The organism is Glycomyces sp. NPDC049804, from assembly GCF_040674615.1.
Taxonomy (GTDB): domain Bacteria; phylum Actinomycetota; class Actinomycetes; order Mycobacteriales; family Micromonosporaceae; genus Glycomyces; species Glycomyces niveus.
Genome location: NZ_JBFAMQ010000009.1, coordinates 49934 through 62665, shown reverse-complemented (window position 1 = coordinate 62665; position 12732 = coordinate 49934). Strand labels below are relative to the sequence as shown.

The window sequence follows — 12732 nt, the reverse complement described above, 5'->3', positions numbered from 1 at the left end:
CGAGCCGCGTGACTTCCATGGCTAGCCCCTTCGCGGCGGCGTGCCGTAGACGGGGCGGTACTCGGCGAACTCGGTGGTGAACAGCGCCAAGCCCTCCGTGATGCCCGGGAGGCGCCGCTCGACGCCGACAGCACGGACGAATGGGCCGGCCTCGGCACCGCCATCATCGGCGCGCTCATCGCCCCGGTGGTCGCCACGATCGTGGGCCCGATCGGCGCCCTCTGGACGCGGCTGCCGCTGCCCGGGCTCTACCCCCTCCCCATCCCGCTGGCCGTCCTCATCGGAGTGGCCTTGGAACAGGCGCAGGCATTCGGCATCGCCTTGCGGCTCGGCCTGACCCTGTGGGTCGCCGGGAACGTCGCGATCGCCCTCGCCACCGCCCGCCGACCACTGCGCAGGCGCCGTTCCAAGCAATACCGGTACGGCATCCCCCACTGACCGCGACCTTCGAACGCACCGTCCCGGCCCGAACGCGGACAAGCCACTGCCGTCGTTGCCGTCGCCAGCGTGGCAGTGGACCACGGAGCCGAGACCGGCCCCGCGATCGGCGGCACCCGCCGCGGCCAGGCGAAACCAAGTCGGAGAAGGTGCCCGCCCCCGTCATGGATGCCGGACGAACTCCAGCGTGCCGCCGACGATCCGCCCGCCCGCCTTCTCCAGCAGCGCCTTCGAGCCTGGGTTGGCCGAGTCGCACTCGGTGACCACGCTCGAGTGGCCGCGATCCCGCAGCACCCGGAACGCCGTGCCCAGCAGCGCCGCAGCGACCCCGCGCCCGCGGTACGGCCGCGCCGCGGCGACCAGCCCGAGGCGCGGGCCGGCATCCATCATCCAGACCCGCACCATCCCGGCGAACCGCTCGGCCGCCGGGTCCCACGCGACCGGATACACCGCCGGATCGTAGGCGTCGGCGTGCTCACCCTCCCAGTACGCGGCGTCCGAGCGCCAGCCCCGCAGCCCCGGGATGTCGTCGCGGATCTCGTCGTCGAAGCGCCGTACCGCGTCCATGCCGAACGTCTCGGGGGACCCGAGCGTGAGCCCGGCCAGCGCCGCGTCGTCCCAGTCGGCCGCCGTCGCGACCGGAAGCGCCCAGTCGTGCTCGTAGCGGTCGCCCACGAATCCCGCCGCCGCGAGCTCCCGCTGCAGGTTCCGCTCGTGCGCTCCGGCCATCGTGCGGACCGGCCGGTCCGCGCCGATCGCCGCGCACAACGCGGCGATCAGCGTCGCGTCGACCGGGTCGAACCACACGAAGCGCTTGCCGTCAGGGCGGTCCCACACGTGCGCCGTGCCGGTCCTGCCTTCGTCGTCGCGGACTTCCCAGCGGTCCTCGAACTGTGTGATCTCCATGCGACTCCTAACCGCGCCGGGGCGGCGTGCCGTAGACGGGGCGGTACTCGGCGAACTCGGTGGTGAACAGCGCCAAGCCCTCCGTGATGCCCGGGAGGCGCCGCTCGACGCCGTGGACGGCCTCCGTGGGCATGAACCCCGAGACGTAGCCGGTGGTCTCGGTCGAGAACTGGCCCTTGATGTTCGAGCGGGCCTCGCCGAGGGTCTTGAGGACCGCGTTGCCGGTCCCGGCCGGGAACTCCACGTGGAAGCTGTTCACCGGCTCGCAGACCACCGTCCCGGCCTCCTTGAGCATGAGGTCGAGGAGGAACGCGGTGACCTCGCGGAAGTCGTTCGCGGTGCTCGCCCGGCCGATGTAGCCGGTGGCCGTCAGCAGCACCCGGCAGTCGGTGACCGCCCAGCCGTACAGGCCCCGCTTCAGGACCTTGTGGACGGTCTCCTCGACGGCGTTGCGCAGCGCCCGCGTCAGCGAGCCCCGCTCGACCTCGAGCCCGTAGTGCAGGCCGGAGCCCGGCTCGCCCGGCTCCAGCCGCAGACCCACGGTCGCGATATGCGGGGTCTGCTGCCACGGGCCCATCTCGTGGAGCGCCTCGACCGTCCGGGCCGGGCGCTCGACGTGGATCGCCCGCGTCTCCTCGAACTCGACCGCGATGCCGAACTCCTCGTCCAGCAGCGAGGCCACGACCTCCTTCTGCACCTCGCCGTAGAGCCGCACCGCCATCTCCTCGGACAGCTCGTCCAAGTGCGGGTCCACCAGCGGGTCCCGCTCGGCCAGGCTCAGCAGTGCCCGGTTCAGCGGGATGCGGTCGTGCGGATCGGCCGGGCGCACCACCGTCTCCAGCGTGGGCGGCGTGAAGAACCCGCCGCTCGCCAGCGCGTCCTCGGAGCCGATCGCATCGCCGATGCGGACCTCGGTGAGGCCCTTGACCTTCGCGATGCTCCCCGGCTCGGCGACGGCCGCCACCGTCTCAGTGCCCGTGGCGAAGACCTCCACGCCGGTCACCTTGCCCTCGAAGGACTCGACGGCCCCGTCGACGCGGCGGAAGGTCGTGAGCTGCTCCCGCGGCGCGATCCTCCCGCTGCGCAGCCGCACGTACGCGACCTTCTGGCCCGCCGCGGCGTGCTCGACCTTGAAGACCGTCCCGACCGGCTCGCCCCCCGGGTCCCGTTGCGGCACAGGTAGGTACCGCCGGATGCCGCCGGTCAGCGCCGCCACGCCCGCGCCGGTCACGGCCGACCCGAAGTAGACCGGGTGCGCCCGGCCGGTGCGCACCTGCGCGGCCAGCTCGACGTCGCAGTCGAGCGCGTCCGGGTCGTCGAGGTACGCGGCCAGGAACTCGTCCGAGCCCGCGGTGAGCATCTCGACCGCCCGCTCGGTGAAGTCCGGGTCGCCGAACCCGAACGGCGCCACATCGGCGTCGCCGGTGCCGATCGCCCGGACCGTGCCCATCGGCAGCAGCCGCGGGCTCAGCATCTCGGCGAGGTCCCGCATGAGGTCGTCCTCGCGCGCGCCCCGGCGGTCGACCTTGTTGACGAACAGAAGCGTCGGCACGCCCAGCCGCTCCAGCGTGCGGAACAGGACGCGCGTCTGCGCCTGCACGCCTTCGACGGCCGAGACCACGAGCACCGCGCCGTCGAGCACGCGAAGCGCCCGCTCCACCTCGGCGATGAAGTCGGTGTGGCCGGGAGTGTCGATGAGGTTGACGGTGAGGCCGTCCAGCTGGAACGCCACGACCGCCGACTGGATGGTGATGCCGCGCCGCCGCTCCAAGTCCATGGAGTCGGTCTGCGTGCTGCCGGAGTCGACGCTGCCGACGCGGTCGATGATGCCCGCGTTGAACAGCAGCCGCTCGGTCAGGCTGGTCTTACCGGCGTCGACGTGGGCGAGAATCCCCAGGTTCAGAAAAGGCAAAGCAGGTCCTCGAGAGTGAGATCGTCTGGTTTCGGATGAGGCACTCCGAGGTTTGGCGCATGGCGATCTCCTGCTCCGGCGAGGACTGACACGTCGGGACCGACGATCTGCCGAGGGTAGGACCCCTGCGGGGACCGCGCAAGCGAATTAGGGCGCACCGGGCCGCTAGCATCCGGGCATGGAGCAGACCACCCTGCAAGACGCACTCAACGCCGATGAGATCGCCGCCGCCAACGAACTCACCCGACGCTGGCTCACCGGCCGCGCCGAAGTCCCCGCGGTCGCCTCCGGACTCGGCATCTGGCCCCTGCTCGCCGTCCTCGCGACCGGCGCGGTCGAAGCCACCTTCGATGAACTGCTGGAAGCCGCCGGCCTCGACATCGGCCAGGCCGCCGACGTCCCCGCCGCCCTCCTCGACGCGGTCGAGTCCGCCCCCGCCCTCAACCTCGCGCTGGCGGCCTGGGCCGGACCGGAGGTCGCCCTCGACCCCGACTGGGTCGGCGGCCTCCCGGTCGACGCCATCGGCGCGCTCACCGGCGACGCCGCCGTCGACAAGCCCGCCCTCGACGCCTGGGCCTCCCGCAACACCGGCGGCCTCATCGAGCGGATGCCGGTGAACCTGGACGAACCGATCGAACTACTCCTCGCCAGCGCCCTGTCGGTGCGCACCACCTGGCGCACCCCCTTCGACGAACGCGCGCCCTTCCGCAGCGGCCCTTGGAAGGACGCCGGCACCGTCCTCACCGCCACCTACCGCGAAGAAGTCCTGCGGGTCGGCCCCGACACGGCCGTACTCACCGTGCCCGGCGGCGACGACATCGACGTCCTGCTCGCGCTCGGCCTCGAAACGGCCCCGCCCCAAGAGGTCCTCTCGACCCTCATCGACGCGGCCGCCGACCCCGCATGGGGCCGCCCCGCGAGCGAACTCACCGCGCAAGCGCAGCCGATCGGCGTCACCCTCCTCGAGTACCGGAGCCCCCAGCCGCAGACCGGCCCCGAGACCAACGCGATCGTGCCCGCGTTCAAGCTCGACAGCGACCTCGACCTCCTCGAAGACGCGGCCTCCCTCGGCCTCGAACTCGCCTCCGACGACGAGTTCGCCCAGTTCGATCGGCTTGCGGCCCAGCGCCTCTACGTCAGCCAGGCCAAGCAGACCTGCACCGCCGTCTTCAGCGCCACCGGTTTCGAGGCCGCCGCCGTCACCGCGTTCGGCATGGACTGGATGGGCGCGGCCCCGCCGCAGGAGACGCACCGCCACCGCGCCGCCGTCGCCACCTTCGACCGCCCCTTCGCCTACCTCGCCCGCCACCGCCCCTCGGGACTCATCCTCATCGCGGGCTGGGTCAGCGAGCCCGGCGCGTAGTCAGCAACCGCCGGGCGCGGCGGCACGAGCGGGTTAGCATCCAGGCATGGGCACCGAGACGACGATCCAGGACGCACTGGCCGAACGCGAGGTCAAGGCCGCCAACGAGTTCACGAGGCGGTGGCTCGCCTCCCGCGACTCGGTGCCGGCGGTCGCCTCCGGGCTCGGCATCTGGCCCCTGCTCGCCGCGCTGGCGACCGGGGCCGTCGAGGACACCCAGGACGAACTGCTCGCCGCCGCCGGCATCGACGCGGACCAAGCCGCGAAGATCCCTGCGGCGCTGCTCGAAGCGGTCCGGACCAGTCCCGCGATCCGCCTCGCCATCGGCACGTGGGCCGGCGACAGGGTCACGCTCGACCCCGAATGGGTCGCCAAGCTCCCGGCGGAGGCCGTCGGGTCGCTCACCGGCGACCCCGCCGCCGACAAGGCGGCCCTCGACGCGTGGGCGTCGCGGAACACCGACGGTCTCATCGAGCGGATGCCGCTGGACTTCCAGCAGGCGATCGACATCGTCCTCGCCAGCGCCCTGTCGGTGCGCACCACCTGGGCCACGCCGTTCCAGGACGCGAGCCGCGCTTTCGACCACGGCCCCTGGTCCAAGCTCGGCCGCTGCTGTGCGCTCACCGCGACCCTGAACGACGACGTCCTCCGCGTCGCCGAGGACGCCTCGGTCCTCACGATCCCCGGTGACGGCGGCATCGACGTGCTTCTCGGCCTCGGCCGCGAAGGCCTTGCGCCGCAAGCGGTCATGAACACCCTCATTGACGCCGCGACCGATCCCGCCTGGGGTCGCTCATCCACCGAACTCTCGGTAGGGGAGCGGGCTGTCGGCGTCGAAGTCACCGAGTACCAGGGCATGCGCCCGCAGACCGGCCCGGAAGTCAGTGTCCAGACTGTCCGCTTCTCGCTCGACAGCGACCTCGATCTCCTCGAAGACGCCGAAGCCCTCGGGCTCGTGCTCGCCTCCGATGAAGACCGCGCCCGGTTCGACCGCCTTGCGGTCCAACCGGTCTACGTCTCCCAGGCCAAGCAGACCGCCATGTCGGTCTTCAGCGCCACCGGCTTCGAAGCCGCCGCGGTGACCGCGATCGCCATGACCCGCGCTGGGTTCTTCGCCAAACCCAAGCACCGTCACGTGCGCGCATCGGTCCGCTTCGACCGCCCCTTCGCCTACCTCGCCCGTCACCGCCCGTCCGGCTTGATCCTCATCGCCGGTTGGGTCGACCAGCCCGAACGTGCCTGAAACGCATCGATTCATCCTTTTAGGACTGTGACTGGCCCCCTTGGTGAGGTCGCGGCAGTCGGGCTGCCGTGTCGTGTTGCTCCTTTCCAGTTGGCGGGCAGGCTCTTGCCGCAGGCGTCGCTGTGCCCGAGTCAGTGTGATGTGTGTGCACGAGGTTCCGGCTATGGTGGGCGTTGCGCCTGCGTGTACGGTGTGCCTCGTTCGGAGCACGTGCCGCCCGGTCAGGGTGATCCCGACGGGGCCGTCTTCCACCCAGCCCGGCCGATGGCCTGGTCAGCTGCGGAACCCGATAGCACTCGGGGACGAGCCCACGCCGGTCATTGTTGGCGGTGGGTTCGAGATCGCAAGGTTAATCAAGCCGGCTAGAGGCTTGGCGTAGTCTGCTTGCACCTGCTCGACTCCTGTACGAATCCCATATCCCTGTGCGTATGTCAATGATCCGCCTGACCGCCTCCACCGGCAACACCCACAAGGGTCGAAAGCATTCACGTTTCGCGGCGGTCACCTTGGGCTGCAAGGAATCCGGTCGGCCCCGTACCCCGCGGTCGAGCGTGTCGCCCGCCGAGGCCCCCCGACTCAACAATGCCCGAGAGGTCCGACAACGAGCAGCGCGGAAACGACCGGACCGGATCAGCCGGGCGCGCACGTCCAACCCGATGATCGCTGTCGCCGTCGCTGATGCTTTTGCGGACCCGCACACCAAACGGTGCCGCACTCGCCAGCGCAAGAACTCCCAGAGTGGGCCTATCGCTCGTCGAGCGGCGCGGCGTGCCAGGTCCAGTCCGGCGTGCGCTTCGCGCGGCCGTCGAGGTCGCCGCGGCCCGTCGCCCACAGCAGGGTCGTCCACGGATCAGTGTCGGTCGGCGCCTCGGGGAAGAGGCGCGCGAGCGCGGGCGAGACCAGGTCGGCCGGCGCTTCGAAGTCGACACCGAGACCCTGCGTGAGATCGAAGGCGTGAGCCAGGGTCTCGACCACGCCCATCGCCGCGAAGCCCTCGGGGTCGGCGGCGCCCCAGATGTGCCAGGCCCGCGCGGACGCCGGCCGGGTGTCGACCACGGCCGCGACCAGGCCGCCCGCCATGAGCAGCACCTCGATCGCGGCTTCCGGGCCCGCGTCGCGGTCGGTCACGAGCGGCCGGGCCCGCGCGCCCGGTCGCTCCCACATGATCGTCGGCCGACCCTGCTGGTACGGCACGGGCGGCGCGAGGCGCAGCGCATACGAGAACACACCGTTGTTCAAGTGCTCCAAGGCGTCCCAGCAGGAGCAGTCCATGGGCCCGGCCTGCGCGTCCCACGCCTCGGCGGGCGCGGGGCGCAGCGCCTCCGCGGTGAGGGACACGGCCCGTTCGACATCGGTACCGGTCACCGGCGTTCTCGACATCCCCGGACCATAACCGCCCCAGCCGGACCGGGCAACCCCGTTCAGTCGCCCTGCCACGCGTGCCAGAGCCCGGCGTAGACCCCGCCCGCCGCGAGCAGGGCGGCGTGCGGACCCGCCTCGGCGATCCGGCCGTCCTCGACCACCGCGATCCGGTCAGCCGAAGCCGCCGCCTGCAGCTGGTGCGCGATCGCGATGACCGTGCGGCCCTCGAGCGCCGCCGCCAGCGCGACCTCCACATTGCCCGCGCTCGCCGGGTCGATGCCGGCCGTGGCCTCGTCCAGGATCACGATCGGGGGGTCGGCGATCACGACGCGGGCGAGCGCGATCTGCTGCGCCTCGGCCGTGGTCAGCTGGCGGTGTTCGGGGCCGAGCATCGTGTCGAGCCCGGTCGCCACCGCCCAGCCCGCGTCCACGCGGCGCAGCGCCGCGACCAGCCGCGCGTCGTCCGCGTCAGGGGCGGCGAGGATCAGGTTCTCGCGCAGGGTCGCGGTGAACACGTAGTGCTCCTGGGTCACGAGCACGACGCGGCCGCGCAGCTCCTCGACCGGGATGTCGCTCACCGGGACTCCGCCGAGTGTCGCCGTCCCGGTGCGCGGCCGGTCGATCCCGGCGAGCAGGCGCGCGATCGTCGACTTCCCGGCCCCCGAGGGCCCGACCACGACCAGCCGCTCGCCCTGCCGCGGATGGAGACTGAGGCCGTGGAGCACGTCGGGGCTGTCGCCGTACCCGAAGGTCACCGTGTCGAGCACCAGGTCGGCACCGTCCGGAACGGCCTCGCGGGTCTCAGGCTCGATGAGGCCGACCCCCGCGATGCGCGCCAGCGCCGCCGCGCCCTGCTGGAACTCGCTGAGCTGGGTCATGACGGAGTTCGTCGGGTTGGCGATGCGCACCACCACGGTGATCGCGGCGATCGCGGTCCCGAGGCTCATGCCGCCCTCGAGGTACCAGAGCCCGGCGGCGACGATGACCAGCACGAGCTGCAAGCGGTTGAGCCACAGGAGGAAGAAGAAGAACTCGACCTGCAGTCGGATGAGCCGCTTGAACCGCTCGAACAGCGTCTCGGCCCGCGCGTGCCCGATCGCCTGCCGCTCCTCCTGCATCGCCAGCGCCGCAACGGTCCTCGCGCCGCTCCCGGAAGCGGAGAGCGTCTCGGCGGCCTCGCTCATGGCCGCGCGCTGCTCGGTGAACACCCGGTTCGCCTGCCGCAGGTACCGGCGCGACGCCAGCAGCAGCGGCGGCAGTGTCAGCAGCGAGACCAGGCCGAGGAGCGGGTCGACCACGAACAGCGCGATGTACAGGACCACGACCTCGATCAGCGAGGTCACCATCGAAGGGCCGTTGTCCCGCAGCAGATCGGCGACGGTGTTGACGTCCGCCGACGTGCGGGTGCCGAGGTCCCCGCGCCCGGCCTGCTCGACCCGGTCCAGCGGCAGGCCGAGGACCCGCGCGACCACGTCCTCGCGCAGCCGTGCCGCCGCCCGCTCGCCGAACCGGTAGCCCGCGCGCCGGCCCGAGCGGCTGAGCACGAACTGCACTGCCACGCAGGCGAGGATCACTGCGCAGGTCAGGTTCACCTCGTGCGCGCCCCAGCCCGCGCTGATCCCGTCCACGACCCGGCCCAGCAGGACCGGGATGGCGACGCTGAACCCGGCCGCGAGCGTGTACATGACCAGGACCTGGACGGCCGGGCCCTTGTCGGAGGCGAGCAGCCCGCGGAAGGCCCGGCGCACCTGCGCCGGGCTCGCGATCGGCAGCCGCTCGCGGAGATCGTTGGCGCTCATGCGCTCTCCCCTTCTCGGCGAAGCTTGCGAGCCATGGATTCGCGCGGTGACGCGAGGCGGCGGTAGGCGGGGTCGGCCAGCAGCTCGGCGTGCGACCCGGTGGCGTGGACCTTGCCCTCGACCATCCACACCACCCGGTCGGCGTGCGCGAGCCACAACGGCGAGGCCGTCACCACCAGCGTCGCCAGCGACGCCCGGGCGGCGGACACGCGGTCGGCGATGAGCGACTCCGTGTGCGAGTCGACCGCCGAGGTCGGCTCGACCGCCAGGAGCGTCTGCGGCGCGGCCGCGAGCGCGCGGGCGAGCCGCAGGCGCTGGCGCTGGCCGCCCGAGAGGTTCCGTCCGCCTTCGGCGACCCGGCCTTCGAAGGTGGCGCCGAGGCCGGTGTACACGTCTGCGGCGCAAGCGGTCTCGAGGGCGGACAGGGCCGCGTCGGGCCCGACCCGCAGGGTCTCGCCGAGCGTCGCCTCGAACAGGTAGTCCTCGTCGGTGAGCAGCATGATCCGCTCGCGCACATCGGCGAGCGCGTAGGACTCGAGGGGCCGCCCGTCCCACACCGCTTCGGAGTCGCGGTAGCGGGCCAGCCGCTCGCAGGCCTCCGCGGCCGGGGCGGTCTCGGCGGTGACGAGGACGGTGAGCCCGGACTCGGGCACGACCAGGCCCGAATCGGGGTCGCGCAGCTCGCCCGACCCGCCTCGGAGCGTCCCGTCGTCGTCCACATCCGTTGCGATGGCGAGGAACCGGGTGAGCCGTCCCGCGGCCACCCAGCTGGCGACCAGGTAGTTCGCGGAGATGATGAAGTTCCCGGAGACGGCGATGAAGATGGTCGCGAAGCTGAACGCGGAGGCGAGGCCGCCGATGGTGAGCGCGCCGTCCACCGCCAGGAGCGCGCCGACCCAGGTGATGACCGCGACGAACACGATCGGCATCGAGTGGCGCAGGGCGTGGATCCACGAGCTGGAGTTCGCCACGGCGTAGCCGCGGTCGCGCAGCGCCGTCGACTGCTCGCGGTACCGGTCGGTGAAGAGCAGGTCCCCGCCGATGCCGCGCAGCACGCGCAGGCCGCCCACGATGTCGGCAGCCTGGGCGGTGAGGCCGCCGATCATGTCCCGGTAGTCGGCCTGGCGGCGTTGCAGGCGTTTGAGGAGCGGCCCGGCGACCAGCGCGGTCGCGCCGCTCCCGGCGATGATGATGACCCCGAGCAGCGGATGGATCGACCACACCAGGGCCGATCCGATGAGGAACATCGCGAGGTTGTTGGCCACGAAGCCGAGCTCGGTGACGGTGTGGGCCGCTTTGCGCATGTCCTCGCTGGGCAGGTTCACCAGCTCGCCGGCGGAGACGCGGCCGCGCACGCCGGTCCCGGCGGTGTTGAGGTGGTCGGTGAGCCGCCGCACGATGGCGCGCTGGCTGGCCGCGTCGGCGGTGTTGAAGAGCCGGAAGCCGAGCACCCAGAACGTCGGCTGCACCGTGACGGCGAGGGCCATGAGCCCCAACCAGAGCGCGAACGCGCCCGCATCGCGGGCGATGAAGCCCTCGTCGATGATTCGGCCGAGGATCCACAGCCCCGACATCGAGGCGCCGCCGGCGAAGAGGAAGAGCAGCGAGCCGAGTGCGAGTCGTCCCGCGTGCGGCCTGGCCAGGCCGGTCAGCAGACGCATCGGGGTGAGCGGTGGCGGTGCGGAGGGCATGGGTCCCAAGCTTACCGGCCGACCGGTATTCGAGAAAGCGCTTAAAGTGTCGCATTCTCGGCTGTGCCGATTCGGCGGCGTCCTGTTTGCACCGCTTCGATCCGGGAACCCGGTGTCCAAGAACGACAGACACTAGACCGAACGGAACCGTCATGGCCCACGTCGTCACGCGCTACAACCCCCTGATCGTGCACATCATCACCGCGGTCTTCGGTGCGATCGCGCTGATCATCCTGCTGCACTTGGGGTTCGTCCTCCTTGAGGCCAACCCCCGCAACCCGCTGGTGAACTTCATGGCCGACCTCGCCAACTGGTTCTCCTGGCTCTTCCGCGACATGTTCACCGGCATCGAGGACCCGAAGGTCCGGGCCGTCGTGAACTACGGGATCGCGGCCCTGGTCTACCTGGCGATCGGCGGGCTCTTCTCCGGGTTCGGCCGCCGCTGGCACGACTGAGCCCATACCCGGTTGAATTGAAGTTTCAAGTTAATGTGCGGAGTACCACGTTGGCGGTAGCGCGCGCCAGCCGTTAGGCATGCCTTACCTAATCTGCTCGCGTGCTCGACGCCCAGCCCGCCGCCGCGGCGGTCCGCCGCCGCACCCCCGCGCGCACCGCGGGGGTGTTCGCCGCGGGCATTGCGGCGCTTGCGGTCTGCGCGGCGCTCAGCCTCGCCCTCGGCACCCGCCCGGTGCCGCCCGGCACGGTCCTCGCCGCGCTCTTCGGCGACGACACGAGCCGCGACGCCCTCGCCGTCACCGGCATCCGCCTGCCCCGCACGATCATCGGCCTCGTCGTCGGCGCCGCGCTCGGCGTCGCCGGAGCCGTCTGCCAGGGCGTCACGCGCAACCCCCTCGCCTCGCCCACCACGCTCGGGGTCAACGCCGGCGCGGCCTTGGCGGTGGTCAGCGCGATCCACCTCCTCGGCCTCACCCGCCCCGCCGAGTTCCTGCCCTTCGCCCTCGCCGGAGCCGCCGTCGCCGCCGCCGCGGTCTTCGCCCTCGCCCGAGGCGCGGGCGACCTCGACCCGGTCCGCTTGGCGCTCAGCGGCACCGTGCTCGCCTCGGTCCTCGCCGCCTGGACATCGGCGGTGCTCCTCACCTCCGAGCAGACCCTCGACGAGGCCCGCTTCTGGCTCGTCGGCTCGCTCGCGAGCCGCAGCCTCGACATGCTCGTCCCCGTCGCCGCCCCCCTCATCGCCGGGACGGTGCTCGCCTTCCTGGTCGCATCCGCGCTGAACGCCCTGAGCCTCGGCGACGACGCCGCCGCGGCGCTCGGCGTGCCGGTGGCCCGGACCCGGCTCGTCGGCGGCATCGCCGTCGTCCTCCTCGCCGCATCGGCCGTCGCCGTCGCCGGACCGATCGCGTTCATCGGCCTCGCCGCGCCCCACCTCGTGCGCGCCGTCGTCGGCCCCGACCACCGCCTGCTGCTGCCGGGCTGCCTCCTCGGCGGCCCGATCCTCCTCCTGGCCGCCGACGTCCTCGGCCGCATGATCGTGCGCCCCAGTGAGATCGAGGTCGGCATCATCACGGCGTTCCTCGGCGCACCGCTCCTCGCCGTCCTGGCAAGGAAGGCCGCCCGATGAACTGCGATACCGGCCGCTTCGAGTGGCGCTCCGTCGGCGCGAGCGAGGCGCCTTGGAACCGAACGCAGGCGGCAGGTGGCGACAACGCGACTCACTTCGCCACCGAACCTCGCCACGCAGCGCTGCCCGTGCTCGATGGGGGCGGTTCCTCGCGCGAGGGAGGCCGCCCGATGACCGGCGAAACCGGCGAGCGGCGCCCCGGTGGCGCGATCGCGGTGCCTTGGAACGGGACGCCGGCAGCGTTCGGCGACAACGCGACCCGCTTCGACACGGTCGCCTGCCACGCCGCGCCGCCCGTGTTCGGCGGGGTCGGTTCCTCGCGCGAGGGAGGCCGCCCGATGACCGGCGAGCGGCGCCCCGGTGGCGCGATCGCGGTGCCTTGGAACGGGACGCCGGCAGCGTTCGGCGACAACGCGACCCGCTTCGACACGGTCGC

At 72.1% G+C, this 12732-nt stretch carries 11 protein-coding genes; 6 read left to right on the top strand and 5 right to left on the bottom strand.

Annotation, left to right across the window (positions count from 1 at the left end; all coding sequences use genetic code 11):
• The first annotated feature begins 186 nt into the window (after window positions 1-186).
• Entirely contained in the window at window positions 187-438 is a 252-nt protein-coding gene (locus tag AB0K52_RS16120; RefSeq protein WP_363532273.1) for a hypothetical protein, read from the top strand.
• A gap of 162 nt (window positions 439-600) precedes the next feature.
• On the opposite strand, the gene AB0K52_RS16115 is transcribed toward AB0K52_RS16120, so the two are convergent.
• Entirely contained in the window at window positions 601-1344 is a 744-nt protein-coding gene (locus AB0K52_RS16115; RefSeq protein WP_363532270.1) for a GNAT family N-acetyltransferase, read from the bottom strand.
• A 7-nt stretch (window positions 1345-1351) separates the two neighbouring features.
• Window positions 1352-3256 carry a GTP-binding protein gene (locus tag AB0K52_RS16110; protein ID WP_363532268.1) on the bottom strand — a complete coding sequence of 635 codons (1905 nt, stop codon included), beginning with the start codon at window positions 3254-3256 and terminating at the stop codon, window positions 1352-1354.
• A gap of 178 nt (window positions 3257-3434) precedes the next feature.
• On the opposite strand from AB0K52_RS16110, the gene AB0K52_RS16105 reads away from it, so the two are divergent.
• Window positions 3435-4619, top strand: a complete 1185-nt coding sequence (locus AB0K52_RS16105; protein WP_363532265.1) for a serpin family protein — start codon at window positions 3435-3437, stop codon at window positions 4617-4619.
• Between the two features lie 46 nt (window positions 4620-4665).
• Complete coding sequence (locus AB0K52_RS16100; protein ID WP_363532262.1) at window positions 4666-5862, top strand: serpin family protein; 1197 nt, start codon at window positions 4666-4668, stop codon at window positions 5860-5862.
• Window positions 5863-6606: 744 nt separating this feature from the next.
• Here AB0K52_RS16100 and AB0K52_RS16095 read toward each other — a convergent pair.
• The 3 genes from AB0K52_RS16095 to AB0K52_RS16085 are packed head-to-tail and all read right to left on the bottom strand — an operon-like array spanning window position 6607 to window position 10714.
• Window positions 6607-7242, bottom strand: coding sequence for a hypothetical protein (locus AB0K52_RS16095; protein WP_363532259.1), 636 nt, complete (start codon window positions 7240-7242; stop codon window positions 6607-6609).
• Window positions 7243-7283: 41 nt separating this feature from the next.
• Window positions 7284-9023, bottom strand: a complete 1740-nt coding sequence (locus AB0K52_RS16090; RefSeq protein ID WP_363532256.1) for an ABC transporter ATP-binding protein — start codon at window positions 9021-9023, stop codon at window positions 7284-7286.
• A complete protein-coding gene (locus tag AB0K52_RS16085) occupies window positions 9020-10714 on the bottom strand; it encodes an ABC transporter ATP-binding protein (protein WP_363532253.1) in 1695 nt (564 codons plus the stop codon). The genes AB0K52_RS16090 and AB0K52_RS16085 overlap by 4 nt, the downstream gene beginning before the upstream one ends.
• Before the next feature lie 152 nt (window positions 10715-10866).
• Here AB0K52_RS16085 and AB0K52_RS16080 point away from each other — a divergent pair, with 152 nt between their 5' ends.
• From AB0K52_RS16080 to AB0K52_RS16070, 3 genes are all read left to right on the top strand, one after another.
• Entirely contained in the window at window positions 10867-11169 is a 303-nt protein-coding gene (locus tag AB0K52_RS16080; RefSeq protein WP_363532250.1) for a hypothetical protein, read from the top strand.
• Window positions 11170-11333: 164 nt separating this feature from the next.
• Window positions 11334-12296 (top strand): iron chelate uptake ABC transporter family permease subunit, encoded by a 963-nt coding sequence (locus tag AB0K52_RS16075; protein ID WP_363532579.1) that lies wholly within the window; start codon window positions 11334-11336, stop codon window positions 12294-12296.
• A gap of 170 nt (window positions 12297-12466) precedes the next feature.
• The coding region (locus AB0K52_RS16070) for a hypothetical protein (RefSeq protein ID WP_363532247.1) at window positions 12467-12732 on the top strand (266 nt) is incomplete at its 3' end.

Bases quoted from the DNA above. Each gene is read 5' to 3' on its own strand.
- AB0K52_RS16115 (WP_363532270.1), bottom strand. From the start codon at position 1,344: ATGGAGATCACACAGTTCGAGGACCGCTGGGAAGTCCGCGACGACGAA.
- AB0K52_RS16105 (WP_363532265.1), top strand. From the start codon at position 3,435: ATGGAGCAGACCACCCTGCAAGACGCACTCAACGCCGATGAGATCGCC.
- AB0K52_RS16100 (WP_363532262.1), top strand. From the start codon at position 4,666: ATGGGCACCGAGACGACGATCCAGGACGCACTGGCCGAACGCGAGGTC.
- AB0K52_RS16095 (WP_363532259.1), bottom strand. From the start codon at position 7,242: ATGTCGAGAACGCCGGTGACCGGTACCGATGTCGAACGGGCCGTGTCC.
- AB0K52_RS16090 (WP_363532256.1), bottom strand. From the start codon at position 9,023: ATGAGCGCCAACGATCTCCGCGAGCGGCTGCCGATCGCGAGCCCGGCG.
- AB0K52_RS16085 (WP_363532253.1), bottom strand. From the start codon at position 10,714: ATGCCCTCCGCACCGCCACCGCTCACCCCGATGCGTCTGCTGACCGGC.
- AB0K52_RS16080 (WP_363532250.1), top strand. From the start codon at position 10,867: ATGGCCCACGTCGTCACGCGCTACAACCCCCTGATCGTGCACATCATC.